The organism is Acidovorax sp. NB1 (assembly GCF_005405905.1).
Classification (GTDB): domain Bacteria; phylum Pseudomonadota; class Gammaproteobacteria; order Burkholderiales; family Burkholderiaceae_C; genus Acidovorax.
The window spans coordinates 554,742-574,578 of sequence record NZ_BJHU01000021.1; the positions used below are offsets into that span (position 1 = coordinate 554,742).

Consider the following 19,837-nt stretch of genomic DNA (forward strand, 5'->3'; position numbering starts at 1 on the left):
AATTGATAGTATCAGGAGGCCAGGCCACCCACAGCAGGCAAGGGCGTGGCCGCAAGCGGTGGCGCCGTGGCAGGCACCGCAGGCAACAGCTGGTCCACAAAATCCCCCAGGCTGGCATGCACACGCAGACCTGGCGGCAGCCCTGCTGGCAGGGGCCCCACCGGGTGCAGCTGCGCCGACTGCCCCGTGCACACCAGGTGCAGTTGCGCGCCCAGTGCGGCACCCGCCTGCAGGTGCGCCACACAGCTGCCCACCACCTGCACGTCGTGGCGCTCCACGCCGTAGCGGTCGCTGATCTGCTCCAGCAGACCCGGTGCAGGTTTGCGGCAGGTGCATTCTTCGTCGGCCGCGTGGGGGCAGTAGAAAACGGCGTCGATGCGCCCGCCCACGGCCGCCACCTGCCGGTGCATCTTGGCGTGGATGGCGTTGAGCGCCACCACGTCAAACAGCCCGCGCCCCAGCCCCGGCTGGTTGGTGGCCACCACCACATGCCAGCCCGCGTGATTGAGCCGCGCAATGGCTTCGAGTGCACCGGGCACGGCCGTCCACTCGTCGGCCGAGGTGATGTAGTCCTCCCCCAGCGGGTTGAGGGTGCCGTCGCGGTCCAGGATGACGAGTTTCATAGGAGGGGGTGCCTTGTGGAAACAGACCGCCAGCCTATCAGCCCCGGGATCACACCGCCAGACGCGAGAGGTCGGCCACGCGGTTCATCGCGTTGTGCAGCATTTTGAGCAGGCCCAGGCGGTTCATGCGCACATCCAGCTGTTCGGCGTTGACCATCACGTCGTCAAAAAACGCATCCACCGGCGCGCGCAGCACGGCCAGGGTTTGCAGGCTGGCGGTGTAGTCACCGGCGTCGAACTGTGCGTTGGCCTCGGGCACAAAGCGCTGCAGGGCGGCAAACAGGTCCTGCTCGGCCTTTTCCTGCAGCAGCTCAGGGTTGACATGGGCATCCACCGGGCCTTCGACCTCGGCCTTTTTCAGGATGTTGCCCACGCGCTTGTTGGCTGCGGCCAGGGCCGGGCTTTCGGGCAATGCGGCAAAGGCGCGCACGGCCGCTAGTCGCGCGGGAACATCACGCCAGGTGGTCATGCCCTGAGCGTTGACGACTGCTTCAACTTCGGACGAGCCGTAACCGAGGTCTTTCAAGTAACCCTTAAGCCGGTCGAAGAAGAACAACGAAAGATCTGTTCGAGCATCTCCGATAAGTCCGGGAGAGAACCCTTCATAAGCAGCATTGGCAATCGCTTGAAAACCAAGGGGAAGCTCCTTCTCCATCAGCATGCGGATCACGCCCAGCGCATGGCGGCGCAGCGCAAACGGATCGCGGTCGCCCGTGGGCAGGTTGCCGATGCCGAACATGCCCACCAGGGTTTCCAGCTTGTCGGCCAGGGCCACCACAACACCGGCCGTGTTGCGGGGCAGCGTGTCACCCGCGAAGCGTGGCTTGTAGTGGTCTTCAATCGCGTTTGCCACGGTCTCGCCCAGGCCGTCGTTCAGGGCGTAGTAGCCGCCCATGATGCCCTGCAACTCGGGGAACTCGCCCACCATGTCGGTCACGAGATCGGTCTTGGCCAATTGGGCGGCCAAATCGGCGTCTTGCACCAGCTGCGCATCGCCCAGCTGCTGTGCGATGGCCTTGGCAATGGCGCGCACGCGCTCCACGCGCTCACCCTGCGTGCCGAGCTTGTTGTGATAAACCACCTTGCCCAGGCCCTCGACGCGCGAGGCCAGGGTCTTCTTGCGGTCCTGGTCAAAGAAGAACTTGGCGTCGGCCAGGCGCGGGCGCACCACGCGCTCGTTGCCGCCGGTCACAAAGCTCGTGTCTTCGGGGCTGATGTTGCTGACCACCAGGAACTTGTTGGTGAGCTTGCCAGCAGCGTCCAGCAGCGGGAAGTACTTCTGGTTGGCCTTCATCGTGAGGATGAGGCACTCCTGCGGCACACCCAGGAACTGCTCTTCAAACTGGCAGATGACGACGTTCGGGCGCTCGACCAGCGCGGTCACCTCGTCCAGCAGGGCTTCGTCTTCGATGGGGCGGGCACCGTTGCCAACCTTAGCAGCGGCAGCGGCCAGCTGGCGCACGATCTCGGCCTTGCGCTCGGCAAAGCTGGCGATCACGGCGCCGTCTTTTTGCAGCGTGGCGGCGTAGTTGTCGGCGTCCTTCAACACCACGGGCGACACGGCGGCTTCAAAGCGGTGGCCTTGGGTGCTGTTGCCAGCCGTCAGACCCAGTGCCTTCACGGCCACCACGGTGCTGCCGTGCAGAGCCACCAGGCCGTGTGCAGGGCGCACAAAGTTCACGCTGGTCCAGCCGGGCAGCTCGCAGTCGGTTTCGAGCTGGTAGCTCATCACCTTGGGGATGGGGAGCTTGGCGATGGCTTCGTCGAGTGCCTTTTGCAGGCCCGCAGCCAACGTGGCGCCGGGCACCACGCTGTCGTAGAACAGGGCTTCGGCCTTGCCGTCCTGGGCGCGCTTGAGCGCGGCCACGGCGGCTGCGGGGTTGGACACATCGGCGCCCAGGGCCTGCAGCTTTTTGAGCAATGCAGGCGTGGCGTTGCCGTCCTTGTCCAAGCCCACGGTCACGGGCATCAGCTTTTGCTGCACGGCCTTGTCGGCGGCCTTGTCGGCCACAGCGGTCACGTGCGCAGCCAGGCGGCGGGGCGAGGCAAAGGGCGTGACCACGGACGCTCCCGTCGCCAGGCCCTGGGCCTTGAGCTGGTCGCCCAGCACGGTGGCAAAGGCATCGCCCAGCTTCTGCAGTGCCTTGGGGGGCAGCTCTTCAACAAACAGTTCAACGAGGAGGTTTTGGGTTGTCATCGTCATTTCTCTCACGCAGCCTTCTTCGTCATCTGTTCCACCCACTCGCGCGGCGCCATGGGGAAGCCCAGGCGCTCGCGGCTCTCGTAGTAGCTCTGCGCCACCGCACGGGCCAGGTTGCGGATGCGGCCGATGTAGGCAGCGCGTTCGGTCACACTGATCGCGCCGCGCGCATCCAGCAGGTTGAAGCTGTGTGCGGCCTTGAGCACTTGCTCGTAGGCGGGCAGCGCGAGCTGCTGCTCCATCAGGTACTTGGCCTGCTTTTCGTGCGCGTTGAAGGCGGTGAACAAAAAGTCCGCGTCGCTGTGCTCGAAGTTGTAGGTGGACTGCTCCACCTCGTTTTGCTTGTACACGTCGCCGTAGCTCAGCGTGTCGGTCCACTTGAGGTTGTAGACGTTGTCCACGCCCTGCAGGTACATGGCCAGGCGCTCCAGGCCGTAGGTGATCTCGCCGGTGGCGGGCTTGCAGTCGATCCCACCAACCTGCTGGAAGTAAGTGAACTGCGTGACTTCCATGCCGTTGAGCCACACCTCCCAGCCCAGACCCCAGGCGCCGAGCGTGGGGTTCTCCCAGTCGTCTTCCACAAAGCGGATGTCGTTCTTTTTCAGGTCAAAGCCGAGGGCTTCGAGCGAGCCCAGGTACAGCTCCAGGATGTTGGCCGGTGCGGGCTTGAGCACCACCTGGTACTGGTAGTAGTGCTGCAGGCGGTTGGGGTTCTCGCCGTAACGGCCGTCCTTGGGGCGGCGGCTGGGCTGCACGTAGGCGGCCTTCCACGGCTCGGGGCCGATGGCGCGCAGGAAGGTGGCGGTGTGCGAGGTGCCGGCGCCCACTTCCATGTCATAGGGTTGCAAAAGGGCGCAACCCTGCGCGTCCCAGTAGGACTGCAGCTTCAAAATGATTTGCTGGAATGTCAACATGGCGTCTGTGGCTGAGGCACTGGCAAGCCAGGGCCGGGCAAATAAGGGGAAAAGAAGAAAACGCGGTGCGTGAGCAAACCCCAGGGCCCGTCGCCCTATAAGGCAACAAGGACGGGCATCGCGCGCGCAAACCAGTGATTTTACGGCGCCCCGCCGCGTGTGCTGCGACAGCGCCCACAACATCGGCCCGCACCCATGAAAAAAGGCCGGAGCCCTTTTGGAGCCCCAGCCTTCCCAACCAGTCACGCGCGCTATAAGCCGGTGCGTACCAGTGACCACCTTTGCGGGTAGCCTGTCGGTGCACCCGTTGTGCACCAAGTCAAATCAACTCACGATCCATCACACTGGCCCACAGCGCCACCACGAGGCGCTGCCTAGGCCAGTGCCCCCGCGCAAGGGCCGCCCCGCCGCGCTGGGGGCGTCCCCCTTCAGGGGGAAGGCGCGAAGCGACTCAGGGGGTCTTCTCAATACTCCCAGAAAATGCGTTGCAGTTCCTTGCTGTCGTTGGTCTTGGTCAAAGCGACCATGGCCAGGATGCGGGCCTTTTGGGGGCGCAGGTCATGGGCCACAACCCAGTCGTACTTGTCGTCAGGTTGCTCGGCATTGCGCAACACAAAACCGTCGGGCACGCGGGCCGAGCGGATGATCTGCACGCCTTGGCCACGCAGGGCCTTGAGCGAATCGACCGCCTGGGCAGCCACCGAGCCATTGCCGGTGCCAGCGTGGATCAGCGCCTTGACGCCCGCCTTGCCGTAAGCCTCGATGCCGGTGGTGTTCATGTTGCCGTAGCCATAGACGATGTCCACGGCAGGCAGGGCCTTGATGTCGTCGATATTGAACTCGGACTGGGCCGTGTGGCGCTTGACCGGGGCGCGGAACCAGTAGTTCTTGCCTTCCACCACCATGCCCAGGGGGCCCCACTGGCTCTTGAAGGCCTCAGTCTTGATGTTGATGGTCTTGCTCACGTCGCGACCGCTCTGGATCTCATCGTTCATCGTGACCAGTACGCCCTTGCCTGCGGCGTCCTTGCTGGCGGCCACGGTCACGGCGTCGTACAGGTTCAGCGCACCATCGGCCGACAGGGCCGTACCGGGGCGCATGGAGCCGACCACCACGATGGGCTTGTTGGTACGCACGGTGAGGTTCAGGAAGTACGCGGTTTCTTCCAGCGTATCGGTGCCATGGGTGATGACGATGCCGTCCACATCGGCCTGCTTGGTCAGGGCCGATACGCGCTGGCCGAGGCGCAGCAGGTGTTCGTTGGTGAAGCTCTCGGACGCGATCTGGAACACCTGTTCGCCCGACACCTTGGCCACGTTGGCCAGCTCTGGCAGGCCTGCCAGCAGCTTATCGACCGGCACCTTGGCGGCGGCGTAGGTGGCGCTGTTGGCCGCCGAGGCGCCCGCACCGGCAATGGTGCCACCCGTGGCCAGCACGACCACATGGGGCTTGGCCGCCTGGGCCATGGCGACCGTGGACAGGGCCGAGAGCACCACGCCCGCAAACCAGCGGCGCGTGATGGACGAGGAAGAATCAGAAAAAATTCGCATGGTTGTGTCTCCGGGTCATTCTTCGGGCACAGCGGGGTGTGCTGCGTCCTGCTGCCGTCCGGCCCCGGTGTGCGGGTGTCGGGCGGTGCGGCATCCTATGAGAAATCCACACACAGCCAAGTGGAATAATTGGCGTCACCTTGTGAATTTGATTCACACCCTCTTTTTGGGCATTCCCATGAACCTGCGCCAGCTCGAAGTGTTCCAGGCCGTTTTGCAGACCGGCAGCATGAGCGCGGCGGGCCGCCTGCTGTGCATCACCCCATCGGCCGTGAGCAAGGCCGTGGCCCACACCGAGCTGCAGCTAGGCTACCGGCTGTTCAACCGCACGCCCGCAGGCCTCACGCCCACGCCCGAAGCGCAGGTGCTGGCCGTGGAATCTGGCAGCCTTCACCGCCAGCTGGACGCACTGCAGCGCACGGCGCGCAACCTGGCCACCACCGAGCTGGGCGATGTGCGGCTGGCGGCCATTCCGTCCATCACCCATGAGTTTTTGCCCACGCTGCTGCACCGCCATGCGCAAAAACACCCGCAGGTGGGCGTGGAGGTGCGCACCATCCACCAGGACCAGATGACGCAGGCGCTGCTCACGCGCAGCGTGGACTTCGGGCTCGGGTTTTTCAAGCATCCGCACCCACAGGTAAACAGCGAGCTGCTGGTCAGCGGCCGCCTGTCGCTGGCGGTGGCCCGCACCGTGTGGGACCGCGCCCCGCGCGCCGCCAGCACGGCCGCGCGGCTGGCGCAGGTGCCCGCCATCCGGCTGGTGGGCGACGACCCCATGCGCCAGTCCATCGACCACACGGCCGACCGCCTGGGCACACCGGGGGGGCCGGGCATCCAGGTGCAGACCTCGCGCCTGGCGCTGGAGCTGGTGCGGCTGGGCATGGGCTGGACGGTGGTGGACTTCCTCACGGCCATCCGCCTGGACCCCGCCCACATGGTAGCGGTGGAGCTGCCCGATCTGCCGCCCATGTCGCTGTACAGCTACCACGCAGGCAGCCACCCGCCGGGCCTGCAGGCCACACGCATGCTGGCCATGCTGCCTGCGCTGCTGCACGAGGCGCTGTCGCCCCGGCCGCGCAAGTAACCCGCTCCATATGACAAAACCCGCCACCGCTGTGCGCGGGGGCGGGTTTGGCGGCAGCGGAACCGGCGAAAAAACCGATCAGGCACCCATCCAGCGGCGCAGCACCAGGCTGGCATTGGTACCGCCAAAGCCGAAGCTGTTGGACAACACCGTCGTCAGGTTGGCATCACGCGTTTGTGTGACCAGGGGCATGGAGCCCAGTGCGGGGTCGGGTGTTTCCACATTGGCCGAACCGGCGATGAAGCCCTTGTTCAGCATGATCATGCAGTAGATCGCCTCTTGCACACCGGTCGCGCCCAGCGAGTGGCCGGTGAGCGACTTGGTGGACGAGAACGGCGGCACCTGGTCGCCAAACAACGCCTTCATGGCGCGCACTTCCTGCATGTCGCCCACGGGCGTGGAAGTGCCGTGCGTGTTGATATAGTCGATGGGCGCATCCAGACCGTCCATCGCCTGCTGCATGCACGCAATGGCGCCATCGCCCGAGGGGGCCACCATGTCTTCGCCATCACTGGTGGCGCCAAAGCCCACCACTTCGGCCAGGATGGTGGCGCCGCGCGCCAGCGCGTGCTCCAGGCTTTCCAGCACCACGGCGCCGCCGCCGCCGGCGATCACGAAGCCGTCGCGGTTCGCATCGTAGGCGCGCGAGGCCTTCTCGGGCGTTTCGTTGTACTTGCTGGACATGGCGCCCATGCCGTCGAACAGCAGCGACATGCCCCAGCTCAGCTCTTCGCCCCCACCCGCAAACATCACGTCCTGCACGCCCCAGGCGATCTGCTGCGCCGCAGCGCCGATGCAGTGCGCCGACGTGGAGCAGGCCGAGGTGATGGAGTAGTTGATGCCCTTGACTTTGAAATTGGTAGCCAGGCAGGCGGACACGGTGGAACTCATGCAGCGCGTGACCTGGTACGGCCCTACGCGGCGGATGCCCTTCTCGCGCAGCGTGTCGGCCGCTTCGATCTGGTTGGCGGGCGAGCCACCGCCCGAGCCCATGATGAGGCCGGTGCGCGGGTGGCTGACCTGCTCTGGCGTCAGTCCTGCTTGTTGGATGGCGTCTTCCAGCGCAATCTGCGCATAGGCCGCAGCGTCACCCATGAAGCGCAGCTGCTTGCGGTCGATGCGCGCTTCGATGTCGATCTCGGGCGCGCCGCCCACTTGGCTGCGCAGGCCCAGCTCCTTGAACTTTTCCACGGCCTTGATGCCGCTCTTGCTGGCCCGCAGCGAGGCTTCCACCGTGGCCAGGTCGTTGCCGATGCACGAGACAATGCCCGCACCGGTGATGACTACGCGCTTTTTGGTCGTCATGCTGCGTCCTTGTCGTCGCCCTCGCGCTTGAACAGGCCCACGCGCAGGTCGTTGGCCACATAGATTTCCTTGCCGTCGGCCAGCAGGCGGGCGTCGCCGATGGCCATGACCAGCTTGCGCTTGATCACGCGCTTGATGTCGATTTCGTAGGTGACCAGCTTCACATCCGGGCCCACTTCGCCGGTGAACTTGACCTCGCCCGCGCCCAGTGCGCGGCCCCGGCCTGGCAGCTTGAGCCAGGTCAGGTAGAAGCCGATGAGCTGCCACATGGCATCCAGCCCCAGACAGCCGGGCATGACCGGGTCGCCCTGGAAGTGGCAGGCAAAAAACCACAGGTCGGGCTTGACGTCGAGTTCGGCCCGGATCTTCCCCAGCCCGTGCGCGCCACCATCGCCGTCGATGTGCGTGATGCGGTCAAACATCAGCATGGGTGGCAGCGGCAGACGCCCGCTGTCAGCGCCGAACAGCCGGCCCTCGCCCGAGGCGATCAGTTGTTCGTAGGAAAAGGAATCAGCCATCTTCAGTCGTGCTCCAGAACGGCGGTGGGCCCGCCTCAAATCGTCGTTGTACGCAACACAAGCCCCCGCTTGCGGGGCTCTATTATCAAGGCATAGGGAGTCGCCTCTAAAGAAGCGATTGTCCAGCCCCCTCGCAGGCGGGTAGGCGACTGACCTGAATCAACCGCCCCGCGCCCTGCGCGCACCCTGCGCCCAAAGGGCCGCCGCCAGCGCCAGGCCCCCCAGCGCCCACAGCGGCCACAGGCCCCAGCGGGCCACCCACCACGCATAGGGCGTGATCGCCCAGCCGGTGTTGGCGCTGAGCCCACGGCCTTGCACTTCGCCCCGGAGCACGCCCCGGGTGTGGCGCTCCAGCTGGTGCGTGACCACGCCCCGGTGGTCGATGATGGCCGTGGCGCCGGTGTTGGTGGCGCGCACCATGGGGCGCTCGAACTCCAGCGCGCGCATGCGGCTGATGTGCAGGTGCTGGTCAATCGCCAGCGAATTGCCAAACCAGCCGATGTTGCTGAAATTGACAAACACCGTGGGCGCCTGGGCCGGGTCGATGAAACGTGCGCCCAGCTCTTCGCCAAACAAATCCTCGTAGCAGATGTTGGGCGCGATGCGCTGGCCCTTCCACACAAAAGACGCCTGGCCCACAGCGCCCCGGTTGAAGTCGCCGAGGGGGATGTCCATCATGGCCGTGAACCATTTGAAGAATGGCGGAATGAACTCGCCAAAGGGCACCAGGTGGTGCTTGTCGTAGCGGTAGGGGTCCGCCTGCCCCGCTGCAGTGGCTGGGGCCAGGCCCAGCACCGAGTTGGTGTAGCCCAGCGTTTCATCCCCCAGCGGAATCCCTACGAGTGCAGCCTGCGGGCCCTGGGCGTAGCGTTGCTGGAGGCCTTCCAGGTAGCCGGGGATGAGCTGTTGCGGCAGCAGCGGGATGGCGGTTTCGGGCGCCACCACCAGGTCGGCCTTGGCATTGCGCAAGGCTTCGGCATACCACTGGAGGGCCACGGGCACACCACTGCCCGGCTGGAATTTCTCGTCCTGCGGGATGTTGCCTTGCAGCAGTTCCAGGCTCAATGCGGGCGGCTGGGGTTGCGAGGGCGTATGGCACAGATTGACCGCGCAGAAGCGCTGCACCGTGACCCCGGCCAGCACAGCCGCCAGGGCCAGCAACAGTGCCCACAGGCGCCACCGACGCAGGTCGGCAGGGCGCAGTTGCACCACCCCCATGGCCAGCGCAGCCGCCACGGCGCCCAGGCCATAGACCCCGACATACCGCGCGAGCGGCGCCAGCGGCCCATCGACATGGGCATAGCCCCCCGCTCCCCACGGGAAACCTGTCCACCAGATGCCCCGCGCCAGCTCGGCCAGCAACCACAGCGCTCCGAAAAGCAGAGCAGCTCCGCCTTGATGGACGGGCGCAAGGCGGCAAAAAAGGCCTAAGACTGCAGCGTAGTAACTGCCCAGGAACGCGGCCAACGCCAGCACCGCCGCCACCGCCAGCGGCGCAGGCAAGCCGCCATAGGTGTGCATGGAAATGAACAGCCACCAGAAAGTGCCCGAAAGCCAGGCTGTGGCAAACACACCGCCGATCAGGGCGCCCCGCTGCCAGGGCACTGCGCCGTGCACGCCCGGTCGCACCAGGCGGGCCAGCACCGCGATAGACGCCAGCTGCAGCCACCACAGCGGCTGGCCACTGCCCGGCCAGGCCAGCGACGCGGCCTGCGCCAGCCCAGCGGCCAACGCCAGCAGTGCCTGCACAGGCCAGCGCATCGTCAAGGAAACCCGCGCCATCAACCGGCAGTGCTGCCGTCTTCGGCCTTGGACACCTTGAACCAGCGCACGGCGCCGCCCTTGGTATGCAGCACCACAAAATGCAGGCCGCCCAGCACCAACTGCTCGCCACGCTTGGGCACATGGCCCATCTCATGGGCGATCAGGCCGCCGATGGTGTCAAAACTCTCGCCGGGGTCGCTGCTCTGGATGAGCGTATCAAAGGCCTCGCAGACGCGCTCCACCGAGGTGTCGCCGCTCACGCGGTAGGTGCGATCGGCCAGGCCGAAGATGTCGCCGTCGTCCTCGGGGATATCGAATTCGTCCTCGATCTCGCCCACGATCTGCTCCAGCACGTCCTCGATGGTGACCAGCCCGGCCATGCGGCCAAACTCGTCGATCACGATGGCCAGGTGGTTGCGGTTGCCCCGGAACTCACGCAGCAGGTCGTTCAGGCCCTTGCTCTCGGGCACAAACACTGCCGGGCGCAGCAGGGCCCGGATGTTCAGCTCGGGCGCACGCTGCAGCTTGAGCAGGTCCTTGGCCATGAGGATGCCGATGATGTTGTCGCGCTCGCCCTGGTACACCGGGAACCGCGAATGTGCGGTGTTGATGACCAGGTGCAACAACTCTTCGAAGGGAGCGTCGATGTTGACCAGGTCCATGCGCGGCGCGGCCACCATCACGTCGCCCGCCGTCATGTCGGCCATGCGGATCACGCGTTCCAGCATCACGCGCGACTCGGCGCCAATGACCTGGTTGTCCTCGGCTTCGGCCAGGGTTTCGATCAACTCTTGCGTCGAATCGGGGCCAGGGTGGATGAACTCGGCCACCTTCTGCAGGAAGGTGCGTTTGTCTTCCTTTTCGGGCGGACGCCCGGGATGCGGATCAGACACTGTCGTGGAGTGCAGGACGTGCGGTGGTGAATCGAGCCCCTAGGATAGCGGATTGTGATGACGGGGCCCCGCAGCGGCCCCGCACTACGCCAAGGCACGCCCGGCGCGCGGGCGTTATTCGGCCGACTGGTGACGCGCGTGCTGCACGCCGCTGCGCACTTCCTGCACGTTGGCCAGAAAATCCCAGAACTGCTTGGCCTGCTTCTTGAGCTGGTAGTCCACCTCGGCAAACTGCTGCTCCACGATCTCGGCCATGCGGGTGTCGAGGCTTGCGGGCGGGATCTGCAGGTAGGCCTCGGACTCGGAGCCATCACGGCGCACCGTGGCACCGGCGTTGCGCGCAATCTTGAGCATGGCTGTGTTCTCGGACAGCGCATGGATGAACACCATGTTCACGCCTTCGTTGCGGGCATGCATCACGGCACGCTCGAACAGGCGCGCGCCAAAACCACGGCCCCGGGCCTGCTTGAGCACCGACACGCCAAACTCGGCGCACTGCTTGTGCTCGGGGTGCTCGGAAAACGCCAGGTGGGCCATGGCGATCAGTTCGAGGCGGCGGTTGTAGATGCCAAAGATCTCGTCGCGGTTGAAATCCAGCTGCTCGGCGTAGCGGCGGATCTGCTCGTCGTTGGCGGCGTAGCCAAACCGCAGGTAGCGGTCTGCAGGCTCCAGCTGCAGCAGGTGCTGGGTGATCCGCTCCCGGTAGGAGGGGCCCAGGGAGCGGATAGGAACCATCACGGGCGTCTCCTGCTGGTGGATGTGAATGTCAGAGGCAGAAGAGCCGCCCGTTACCGGGCGCAGCATGTCCCGGCCTGCGTACCAGGATGCCTTGAGCCAGTCTTTGGTTGCGAACATGCCACCAAATATAAGGGTTTTCCCTGATCATTTCCAGTAGTTTTTGCTGCGTCGCAGCAACTTAGAGAGATCATCCCAGTTTCGAGGAATTGTTGCACTCACTACTCAATGAGCAGAAACCTCAGCCTCCCGTCCCAACGCTTCAACTGAGCCCACTGCGAAAAGCCAGAGGAAGCTGGCATGTCCCGGTCCGACAGCCCCGCCGCAACCAAATGTAAAAAAATGGCAAGCGCTGACAAAAGTTAGGCTTAACGCTGTCGCAACCGATACCATCAAATGCTTACACCAAATCCCCCCTCGCGTCAATAATTTCAGAGCTTAGAAATTCTATAGGGAAATATCTATTAAAACAGGGGAGTGCCTTTGAGAGGGCACCACCCAAGCGACAACCTCTGAAGCCATGAATTCCAAAAAGGCGCGCTTACTTTCTGACGCCTGGCATGCAACCAATTGTGCTACAGCAGGCATATCGGGGACGATCTTTAATTGTTAGTTTTTGAATTTTTAGCCCCAACAACTCCATCCCAATAGTTGCCTCGCAGCGAGAAGTTGAAAGCAGCTTTTGATATCAGCATTTTTAACGGAGCCTTTTCTATGCCCTATACATCGACGACTATCGACTATGAATCTAAGCAGGGACAGCCTGGCCTTGATCGCCGCACTGTGAGCGCCGCCTTACTCGGCTCAATACTCACTGCGGCGTGCGGTGGCGGCTCCACCACCACTGCAGGCTTGCAAATTATCGAACACCCTGCTGATGTAAAGGCCGAGCGAGGTGCAACGGCGACTTTCTCGGTGGTAATCAATGACCCTACCGGAGCAAAATACCAATGGAAAAAAGACGGAATCGAGCTGCCTGGAGAAAACCGCCCTACATTGACCTTGACCGATGTGCATGAAAATCAAAATGGCGCAACGTTCAATGTAGAAATATCCTCTCCCCACGGGGAAACATCTTCACGGCCCGCAAGATTACTAGTTGTAACCACATATGGTATCGTACCGTCGCCACTCTTAAACACCTCCACTATCATTGGAACGGATAGGTCGCGCAATTTTTTTGCAGTGCGTCGCACGGAGGACAAAGACGTAGTCTACAAAGTACGCCCAAATGGCGAAAAGCTTAATATAGCGAAGAATCTTGTTGAGCTCACCGTCCCATCAATAGAAACCAAGATGAACGGCTTCAGAGTGTGGGCAACAGAGGCACCCAATGGCGAAATTTACTTTTCGCAGGTAGCGACAATTTTCTCTATGAATAACGAACGTGCCATAGGTGGAAGAATTTTAAAAATATCTCCCGATGGCGGTGTAACCACACTTTTCGAGTCTCGAGAAATTTGCCCTGCCGGTATTGTTTTTAACCCTTCAGGCGAGGCATTTACAATAGATTTTGTGCACAATTCCCTTTACAAGATCGACGCTTCCGGCTCTCTCACGAAGGTGGTCGATTTAGGCCTCGCCTCCTCCCCAAATTGGATTCCAACTCGCGAAGTATGGCTGGCATGTACCAAAGATGGGTTGATTTTCGCGGGAATTTCAAGCGCTCAAGCCAATAACTTGGTTATGGTTACTACGGATAATCAAGTGCGAAGCGTCAAGATGGGGCGGCGTGTAGTCGGTTTAGGCGCATACAAATCAAGCGCTTACGTACTGGAGGAAGAGGAAAATGACACGAATAAGGTCATCCGCAAGATCAATCCCGACGGAACTAGCTCCATAGTCGCAGGCACACTGGCGGCAACTGGCGAGTCACTTGTCGGCTCCTTACCGGGACGTTTGCGCAATGTATCGTGGTGCACTCAGGCACCGGATGGAAAGATTTACCTTTACGGCGATCCACAATCGCTGGTCATCACCACCGTTTGACGTCAATTCTTCGGCCGGACGTCTGCCTGAACGAACAACAGCGCACCCACCGCTTTCCTCTACGCCATCCTTCTCACACGGGCACAGCCGTCGTCGCCTTCACCCTGTCGAGCACAAAACTGGTCTTGCAGTCCTGCACGCTCGGGTGCTTGAGCAGGGTGTCCATGATGAAGCGGCTGTAGTGGGCCATGTCGGCCACCACCACGCGCAGCAGGTAGTCCATTTCGCCCGTGAGCGAGGCGCACTCCACCACCTCGGGCCAAGTCTGCACGCTGGCGCGGAACAGGTCCATGGGGTTGCGCTTGTGGCTTTCGGTGTGTTTTTCGAGCCGCACGTTGAGATAAGCCGTGAGCCCCAGCCCCACCGCTTCGGGCGGCACCAGGGCCACATAGCGGTCGATCACACCGCTGTCTTCCAGCCGCTTGACGCGGCGCAGCACCGCGCTGGGCGACAGGCCCACCTGCTCGCCGATCACGTCGTAGGTCTCGCGGCCGTTTTCTTGCAGACGGCGCAGGATGGCGCGATCCAGCTTGTCCAATGCGTCAAAAGCTTTCATGGCGCAGGACTTTACCGAATCCAGGCATTTTCCCGCCGACCATATTGCAGGCACGGGTATGTCCCGATAGTGACAGAAGCCATCTCCCCAAAAAATAAACCTTGCAAAAACGAACGACCGTTCTATTTTGCAAACATAAGAAATCACATCAACGGAGACAAACACATGACCGGATTTTTCAGCCGCTTGTTGCGGCGACTGGTGCTGGCAGCAACAGCGGGGTTGCTGCTGGTGAGCGGGGGCGCGCAGGCGCAAACGGGCTACACGCAAACGCGGTATCCCGTCGTGCTGGTGCACGGGCTTTTCGGCTTTGACTCGGCGCTGGGCATCGACTACTTCTACGGCATTCCCGACGCGCTGCGCCAGGGCGGCGCCAAGGTCTATGTGGCCCAGGTGTCCGCCGCCAACAGCACCGAGGTGCGGGGCGAGCAACTGCTGGCCCAGGTCAAGACCATCCTCGCCATCACCGGCGCGGCCAAGGTGAACCTGGTGGGCCACTCGCACGGCGGCCCCACCACGCGCTATGTGGCGGGCGTGGCGCCGCAGCTGGTGGCCTCGGTCACGTCCATCGGGGGCGTCAACCGGGGTTCGCGCGTGGCCGACATCCTGCGCGGCGTGGCGCCAGCGGGCTCGGTGTCCGAGGCCGTGGCCAATGCGGCGGCCAAGGCGCTGGTGGGCCTGATCAACCTGACCTCCGGCGGCACGGGCCTGCCGCAGATGCCCACGGCCGCACTGGACTCGCTGACCACGGCAGGCTCGGCCAAGTTCAACAGCCGCTTTCCGCAGGGCGTGCCTACCTCCGGCTGCGGCAACGGCGCCGAGCTGGTGAACGGCGTGCGCTACTACTCCTGGACCGGCACACAGCCGCTGACCAATGTGCTGGACGCCAGCGACGGCCTGCTCAGCGTGCTGAGCCTGACCTTTGGCGAGGCCAACGATGGCCTGGTGTCGGCCTGTTCGTCGCGCCTGGGCAAGCACCTGGGCGACTACCGCCAGAACCACCTCGACGAAGTGAACCAGCTGCTGGGCCTGCGCGACTGGTTCTCCACCGACCCGGTGACGCTGTACCGCCAGCACGCCAACCGCCTCAAGCAACAAGGCCTGTAAACCATGCGCCGCACCTGGGCCCCGCCTGCATTGCTCCTGGTCATCGCCTCGGCCGCCGTGGCCTGGTGGCTGGTGGGCCCAGCGGGCTGGCCCGGTGTGGGCGCGGGGCCTGGGCAGGTGGTGAACGCGGACGCCGCACCCACCGGCACCCGAGGCCTTCACCCCAAGTCCACGCAGGGGGCGGATCCGGCCACATGGGCGTACCACCGCAGCGGCAGCATCGACAGCACCACCGACCCCTTGCTGGTGGACGGCCTGCGCAACACGCTGGAAGCCCTGCTGCTGGAGGCGGGCGACGCCAGCGACCCGGCCGCGCTCAAGCAGCGCCTGGCCTCTTTGGTGGGCAAACATTTCCCTGCGGCCCTGGCCACCCGAGCGCTGGCCTTGGCCGAGCGCTATGTGGACTACCGCGTGGCCCTGGGCCAGCTGCGTGCGCCCCGGGACCTGAACGAGCCGCGCGCCTTGCGCGATGCAATGGACGCCCGCCACAAGGTGCGCGTGCAGTTCTTTGACGGTGCCGAATACGACGCACTGTTTGCCCGCGAGGCAGAGCTGGACCGCTACACGCTGGCGCGCCTGGAGGTGGCCCACAACCCTCAGCTCACGCCCGAACAGCGCAGCCAGGCGCTGCAGCAGGCGGAGCGCGAACTCTCGCCCGAGCGCCGCGCCGAACGCAACGCCGCCACCGAACACCTGGCCGCCGCCGCGCAGACGGCCGCCTTTAACACCCAGAACGCCGACGACTACACGCGCCACGCCGCGCGCAGCGCCCAGTACGGCGAAGCCGCCGCCCATGCGCTGGCCCGGCTCGACCGGGAGGAGCAGCACTGGCAACAGCGCCTGGACCAGTACAGCCAGGCCAGGGCCCAGCAGGGCGATGGGGCCGCGCTCCAGCAATTGCTCCAGCAGCTTTTTTCATCGGAAGAACAGCAGCGTGTGGACGCCGCGCTGGCCCTGCGCAAGCTGCAGGCCACAGCGCCGGGCTCCTGAGCCTGTGCGCCGCACATGACGGCCCATCCGCGCAAACGGCGCCGACACCCTGCACAAAAATTTGACCATTCACAAGATTCCTGCAAATCAAAGGCCCAAGCCTCTTGATTTCGCCAGAAACATGAGGCAAGCCGCGCCTACAGTCCATGACATTGATCAACGAATGCCGGAGACACCCCATGAACGCCGCCCTGCCGCAAGAAACCGCCGCCCAGCTCGAAGCCTGGGACAACCCGATGGGCCTGATGGGCTTCGAGTTCGTCGAATTCACCTCGCCTACACCGGGCGTGCTGGAGCCGGTGTTCGAAAAGCTCGGTTTCACCCTGGTGGCCAAGCACCGCTCCAAGGACGTGGTGCTGTACCGCCAGAACGGCATCAACTTCATCCTGAACCGCGAGCCCCACAGCCAGGCCGCCTACTTCGGCGCCGAGCACGGCCCCTCGGCCTGTGGCCTGGCCTTCCGCGTGAAAGACGCCCACAAAGCCTACAACCGCGCACTGGAACTGGGCGCCCAGCCCATCGAGATTCCCACCGGCCCCATGGAACTGCGCCTGCCCGCCATCAAGGGCATTGGCGGCGCGCCGCTGTATTTGATTGACCGGTTTGAAGACGGCAAGTCCATCTACGACATCGACTTCGAATTCATCGAAGGCGTGGACCGCCGCCCCGTGGGCCATGGCCTGAACCTCATAGACCACCTCACGCACAACGTGTACCGGGGGCGCATGGGCTTCTGGGCCAACTTCTACGAAAAGCTGTTCGGCTTCCGCGAAATCCGCTACTTCGACATCCAGGGCGAATACACCGGCCTGACCAGCAAGGCCATGACCGCGCCCGACGGCATGATCCGCATCCCGCTGAACGAGGAAGCCAAGCAGGGCGGCGGCCAGATCGAAGAATTTTTGATGCAGTTCAACGGCGAAGGCATCCAGCACATCGCGCTGATCTGCGACAACCTGCTGGAGGTGGTGGACAAGCTGGGCCTGGCTGGCGTGCCCCTGGCCACTGCGCCCAACGAGGTGTACTACGAAATGCTGGACACCCGCCTGCCCGGCCACGGCCAGCCTGTGCCCGAACTGCAGTCGCGCGGCATCTTGCTGGACGGCACCACGGCCGACGGCACGCCTCGCCTGCTGCTGCAGATTTTCTCCACCCCCATGCTGGGCCCGGTGTTCTTCGAATTCATCCAGCGCGAAGGCGACTACCGCGATGGTTTTGGCGAAGGCAACTTCAAGGCGCTGTTCGAGTCGCTGGAGCGCGACCAGATCCGCCGTGGCGTGCTGAACACCTAAGTCATCAGACATCCAGGGTTAACCCTGATCAGGTGCCTATACTGCGCGCTCCCCGGAACTCAAAAGGATCCCGATGTCGCTCCGTAGCACCCTGTTCAGTGTTGGCCTGACCTGTGTGGCCACCTTTGCCATGGCCCAAAGCCCCTCTGCCCCGCTCACCATCGTGGTTCCCTACCCCGCTGGTGGTCCGCTGGACACCTCGGCCCGCATCGTGGCCGAGGGTGCTGCAGCCCAGCTTGGCTCCATTACCGTGGAGAACAAACCGGGGGCGGGTGGTAGTACCGGTGCGGACCAGGTCGCCAAATCTCCCAAGACCAGCAACCAGGTGCTGATGGGCGCTGTGGCCACCCACGCCGTCAATCCCTGGCTGTACAAGAACTTCCCTTACAACGCGCTCAAGGACTTCAAGCCCATCGCCCTCGTGGCGCGCACGCCCAACGTGCTGGTAGTCAGCGCGGCGCAGGCCGCCAAGCTGGGGATCAAGACCACGCCCGACCTGGTGCAGTACCTCAAGAAGAACCCGGACCAGGCCAGGTACGGGTCGGGCGGCAACGGCAGCATCGGCCACATCTCGGCCGAGATGTTCAAGTCGCTCACCAACACCAAGATGGGCCACACGCCCTTCCAGGGCTCCAAACCCGCGCTCGCCGCGCTGGAATCCGGCCAGGTGCTGATGGTGTTTGACAACCTGGCATCGGCGCTGCCGCAGATCCAGTCGGGCAAGCTGCTGGCGCTGGGCGTGACCACATTGAGCCGCAATGAGGCACTGCCCAACGTGCCCAGCATCAACGACAGCGTGCAGGGCTTCAACGTGTCCACCTGGTTCGGCCTGTTCGCGCCCACCTCGCTGCCCGATGCCGACGCGCGCCGGTATGCCTATGCGTTCTCGGCAGCGATGCATTCGCCCGCTGGCAAGGAGAAGTTCAAGAAGATGGGCATCACGCCCGAAGAGCTGACGCTCGACGGGTTTGCGCAGTTTGTGCGCTCGGAAAACAGCAAGTACGAGTTCCTGATCCGGGCCGCAAAGATCAAGATCGATTAGCAGCCGCGTGGGCTGGTGCGCGCCCCCATCGTGGTGCGCCGACCATGGCGGCAAAGGAGAAAAAAAATGGGACAAGCCCCTGTCGTCTATGGCCAATCCACCCGCCCACCACGTGGCGACTACTCGCGTGCCAACGCGGACTACACCTGCCCGCAGGACTACGCGGCCTACACCGCCGCCGACCACGACACCTACCGCCGTCTGTACGAGCGCCAGCGCGCCCTGCTGCCGGGACTGGCGAGCCAGGCGTTCATCGACGCCCTGCCCTCGCTGGGCGCCAGCGACCGCATACCGCGTTTTGAAGAGGTGAACGAGCGCCTTTACAAGGCCACCGGCTGGGAGCTGGTGGGCGTGCCGGGGCTGATCCCCGAGGTGCCCTTTTTCACCTTGCTGGCCAACCGCAAGTTCCCGGTGACGGACTGGATCCGCAAGCCCGAAGAGTTCGAATACATCGTCGAGCCCGACATCTTTCACGACCTGTTCGGGCATGTGCCGCTGCTGTTCAACCCGGTGTTTGCCGACTATGTGCAGCGCTACGGCCAGGGTGGGCTGAAGGCGCAGGGGCTGGGGTCGTGCGAGATGCTGAGCCGGTTGTACTGGTACACCATCGAGTTCGGGCTGATCCGCGAGGCCGGGCAGTTGCGGGCGTATGGCGCGGGGATTTTGAGTTCGTCGGGTGAGCTGGCGTATTCGGTGCAGAGCCCGGAGCCGCAGCGGATTCCGCTGGCGCTGGAGAGGACGATGCGCACGCGCTACAAGATCGATACGTACCAGCAGACGTATTTTGTGATCGACAGCTTTGAGCAGCTGTTTGAGATGACGGCGGCGGATTTTGCGCCGATCTATGAGCGGCTGCGGGGGTTGCCGGAGTTTGCTGCGGATGAGCGGGAGGCTGTGGCAGCTTGATTTTTTGAATCAAATTGGCCTTTACCGCCTGTTCATCAAGCGCTGATAGCTATTATTTTTATAGTGTTTTGATTTCTACTGACCGTTCGGCCTGAACGCTTCCGCGCCTGTCTGCAGATTGAGCGGCGTGCTCGGGTTGAAGGCGGAGGCCGGGGTGTGCGCCCGGTGGCGCAGTAACTTTCTCTTGCCTCGCCTGTTCAGACCGGACACATGGGTAACAGGTGTGCGGGGACATAGGAAACACTTCTCCTTGGCAAACCCTGCCCAGGAGAAACCTATGCCTTGGCAACCGAGAGATCTCATGTCCACCCAACGAGAGTTTGTGCAACTGGCACTGCAGGAAGGCGCCAACCGGCGCGAGCTGTG

At 63.7% G+C, this 19,837-nt stretch carries 17 protein-coding genes; 7 read left to right on the forward strand and 10 right to left on the reverse strand.

The window, feature by feature from the left end; genetic code table 11:
* Window positions 1-11 precede the first annotated feature (11 nt).
* From gmhB to AvAM_RS10860, 4 genes are all read right to left on the reverse strand, one after another.
* On the reverse strand, window positions 12-623 hold the full coding sequence (gene gmhB / locus AvAM_RS10845; protein ID WP_137747055.1) for a D-glycero-beta-D-manno-heptose 1,7-bisphosphate 7-phosphatase: 612 nt from the start codon (window positions 621-623) through the stop codon (window positions 12-14).
* Between the two features lie 49 nt (window positions 624-672).
* The gene (glyS, locus tag AvAM_RS10850) at window positions 673-2,820 is read right to left on the reverse strand and encodes a glycine--tRNA ligase subunit beta (RefSeq protein WP_137747056.1); all 2,148 of its coding nucleotides are present in this window, start codon (window positions 2,818-2,820) and stop codon (window positions 673-675) included.
* Window positions 2,821-2,831: 11 nt separating this feature from the next.
* Window positions 2,832-3,737: a glycine--tRNA ligase subunit alpha gene (gene glyQ / locus AvAM_RS10855; RefSeq protein ID WP_010462637.1), complete on the reverse strand. Its 906-nt coding sequence runs from the start codon at window positions 3,735-3,737 to the stop codon at window positions 2,832-2,834.
* A gap of 464 nt (window positions 3,738-4,201) precedes the next feature.
* Window positions 4,202-5,203 carry a type II asparaginase gene (locus AvAM_RS10860; protein ID WP_249368056.1) on the reverse strand — a complete coding sequence of 334 codons (1,002 nt, stop codon included), beginning with the start codon at window positions 5,201-5,203 and terminating at the stop codon, window positions 4,202-4,204.
* A 262-nt stretch (window positions 5,204-5,465) separates the two neighbouring features.
* On the opposite strand from AvAM_RS10860, the gene AvAM_RS10865 reads away from it, so the two are divergent.
* Window positions 5,466-6,374, forward strand: a complete 909-nt coding sequence (locus AvAM_RS10865; protein ID WP_137747058.1) for a LysR family transcriptional regulator — start codon at window positions 5,466-5,468, stop codon at window positions 6,372-6,374.
* Between the two features lie 78 nt (window positions 6,375-6,452).
* Here the strand turns inward: AvAM_RS10865 and fabB are convergent, their stop codons facing one another.
* The 5 genes from fabB to AvAM_RS10890 form a co-directional block, all read right to left on the reverse strand.
* Window positions 6,453-7,679, reverse strand: a complete 1,227-nt coding sequence (gene fabB, locus AvAM_RS10870) for a beta-ketoacyl-ACP synthase I (protein ID WP_137747059.1) — start codon at window positions 7,677-7,679, stop codon at window positions 6,453-6,455.
* Window positions 7,676-8,197 (reverse strand): 3-hydroxyacyl-[acyl-carrier-protein] dehydratase FabA, encoded by a 522-nt coding sequence (gene fabA / locus AvAM_RS10875; RefSeq protein ID WP_137747060.1) that lies wholly within the window; start codon window positions 8,195-8,197, stop codon window positions 7,676-7,678. The genes fabB and fabA overlap by 4 nt, the downstream gene beginning before the upstream one ends.
* A 159-nt stretch (window positions 8,198-8,356) precedes the next feature.
* On the reverse strand, window positions 8,357-9,958 hold the full coding sequence (gene lnt, locus AvAM_RS10880; protein WP_375708151.1) for an apolipoprotein N-acyltransferase: 1,602 nt from the start codon (window positions 9,956-9,958) through the stop codon (window positions 8,357-8,359).
* A gap of 20 nt (window positions 9,959-9,978) precedes the next feature.
* On the reverse strand, window positions 9,979-10,854 hold the full coding sequence (locus AvAM_RS10885; protein ID WP_137747062.1) for an HlyC/CorC family transporter: 876 nt from the start codon (window positions 10,852-10,854) through the stop codon (window positions 9,979-9,981).
* A 114-nt stretch (window positions 10,855-10,968) separates the two neighbouring features.
* Window positions 10,969-11,709, reverse strand: coding sequence for a GNAT family N-acetyltransferase (locus AvAM_RS10890; RefSeq protein ID WP_094288933.1), 741 nt, complete (start codon window positions 11,707-11,709; stop codon window positions 10,969-10,971).
* A 549-nt stretch (window positions 11,710-12,258) separates the two neighbouring features.
* Between AvAM_RS10890 and AvAM_RS10895 the strand changes: the two genes are divergently transcribed.
* Window positions 12,259-13,578, forward strand: a complete 1,320-nt coding sequence (locus AvAM_RS10895; RefSeq protein WP_137747063.1) for a hypothetical protein — start codon at window positions 12,259-12,261, stop codon at window positions 13,576-13,578.
* Between the two features lie 73 nt (window positions 13,579-13,651).
* Here AvAM_RS10895 and AvAM_RS10900 read toward each other — a convergent pair whose 3' ends face one another.
* On the reverse strand, window positions 13,652-14,134 hold the full coding sequence (locus AvAM_RS10900) for an Lrp/AsnC family transcriptional regulator (protein ID WP_109790902.1): 483 nt from the start codon (window positions 14,132-14,134) through the stop codon (window positions 13,652-13,654).
* A 165-nt stretch (window positions 14,135-14,299) separates the two neighbouring features.
* On the opposite strand from AvAM_RS10900, the gene AvAM_RS10905 reads away from it, so the two are divergent.
* The 5 genes from AvAM_RS10905 (at window position 14,300) to phhA (ending at window position 19,471) form a co-directional block, all read left to right on the forward strand.
* The gene (locus AvAM_RS10905) at window positions 14,300-15,241 is read left to right on the forward strand and encodes a triacylglycerol lipase (RefSeq protein WP_137747064.1); all 942 of its coding nucleotides are present in this window, start codon (window positions 14,300-14,302) and stop codon (window positions 15,239-15,241) included.
* Between the two features lie 3 nt (window positions 15,242-15,244).
* Window positions 15,245-16,231: a lipase secretion chaperone gene (locus AvAM_RS10910; protein ID WP_137747065.1), complete on the forward strand. Its 987-nt coding sequence runs from the start codon at window positions 15,245-15,247 to the stop codon at window positions 16,229-16,231.
* Window positions 16,232-16,410: 179 nt separating this feature from the next.
* A complete protein-coding gene (gene hppD / locus AvAM_RS10915; protein ID WP_137747066.1) occupies window positions 16,411-17,523 on the forward strand; it encodes a 4-hydroxyphenylpyruvate dioxygenase in 1,113 nt (370 codons plus the stop codon).
* Between the two features lie 73 nt (window positions 17,524-17,596).
* Complete coding sequence (locus AvAM_RS10920) at window positions 17,597-18,565, forward strand: tripartite tricarboxylate transporter substrate binding protein (RefSeq protein ID WP_137747067.1); 969 nt, start codon at window positions 17,597-17,599, stop codon at window positions 18,563-18,565.
* A gap of 66 nt (window positions 18,566-18,631) precedes the next feature.
* A complete protein-coding gene (phhA, locus tag AvAM_RS10925) occupies window positions 18,632-19,471 on the forward strand; it encodes a phenylalanine 4-monooxygenase (protein WP_137747068.1) in 840 nt (279 codons plus the stop codon).
* Window positions 19,472-19,837: the final 366 nt, after the last annotated feature.

Excerpts from the sequence above, each read along its gene's own strand:
- AvAM_RS10865 (WP_137747058.1), top strand. The coding sequence starts at position 5,466 with ATGAACCTGCGCCAGCTCGAAGTGTTCCAGGCCGTTTTGCAGACCGGC.
- fabA (WP_137747060.1), bottom strand. The coding sequence starts at position 8,197 with ATGGCTGATTCCTTTTCCTACGAACAACTGATCGCCTCGGGCGAGGGC.
- AvAM_RS10905 (WP_137747064.1), top strand. The coding sequence starts at position 14,300 with ATGACCGGATTTTTCAGCCGCTTGTTGCGGCGACTGGTGCTGGCAGCA.
- glyQ (WP_010462637.1), bottom strand. The coding sequence starts at position 3,737 with ATGTTGACATTCCAGCAAATCATTTTGAAGCTGCAGTCCTACTGGGAC.
- gmhB (WP_137747055.1), bottom strand. The coding sequence starts at position 623 with ATGAAACTCGTCATCCTGGACCGCGACGGCACCCTCAACCCGCTGGGG.
- fabB (WP_137747059.1), bottom strand. The coding sequence starts at position 7,679 with ATGACGACCAAAAAGCGCGTAGTCATCACCGGTGCGGGCATTGTCTCG.
- AvAM_RS10890 (WP_094288933.1), bottom strand. The coding sequence starts at position 11,709 with ATGTTCGCAACCAAAGACTGGCTCAAGGCATCCTGGTACGCAGGCCGG.
- phhA (WP_137747068.1), top strand. The coding sequence starts at position 18,632 with ATGGGACAAGCCCCTGTCGTCTATGGCCAATCCACCCGCCCACCACGT.
- AvAM_RS10900 (WP_109790902.1), bottom strand. The coding sequence starts at position 14,134 with ATGAAAGCTTTTGACGCATTGGACAAGCTGGATCGCGCCATCCTGCGC.
- hppD (WP_137747066.1), top strand. The coding sequence starts at position 16,411 with ATGAACGCCGCCCTGCCGCAAGAAACCGCCGCCCAGCTCGAAGCCTGG.
- lnt (WP_375708151.1), bottom strand. The coding sequence starts at position 9,958 with ATGCGCTGGCCTGTGCAGGCACTGCTGGCGTTGGCCGCTGGGCTGGCG.
- AvAM_RS10860 (WP_249368056.1), bottom strand. The coding sequence starts at position 5,203 with ATGGCCCAGGCGGCCAAGCCCCATGTGGTCGTGCTGGCCACGGGTGGC.
- AvAM_RS10910 (WP_137747065.1), top strand. The coding sequence starts at position 15,245 with ATGCGCCGCACCTGGGCCCCGCCTGCATTGCTCCTGGTCATCGCCTCG.
- AvAM_RS10920 (WP_137747067.1), top strand. The coding sequence starts at position 17,597 with ATGTCGCTCCGTAGCACCCTGTTCAGTGTTGGCCTGACCTGTGTGGCC.
- glyS (WP_137747056.1), bottom strand. The coding sequence starts at position 2,820 with ATGACAACCCAAAACCTCCTCGTTGAACTGTTTGTTGAAGAGCTGCCC.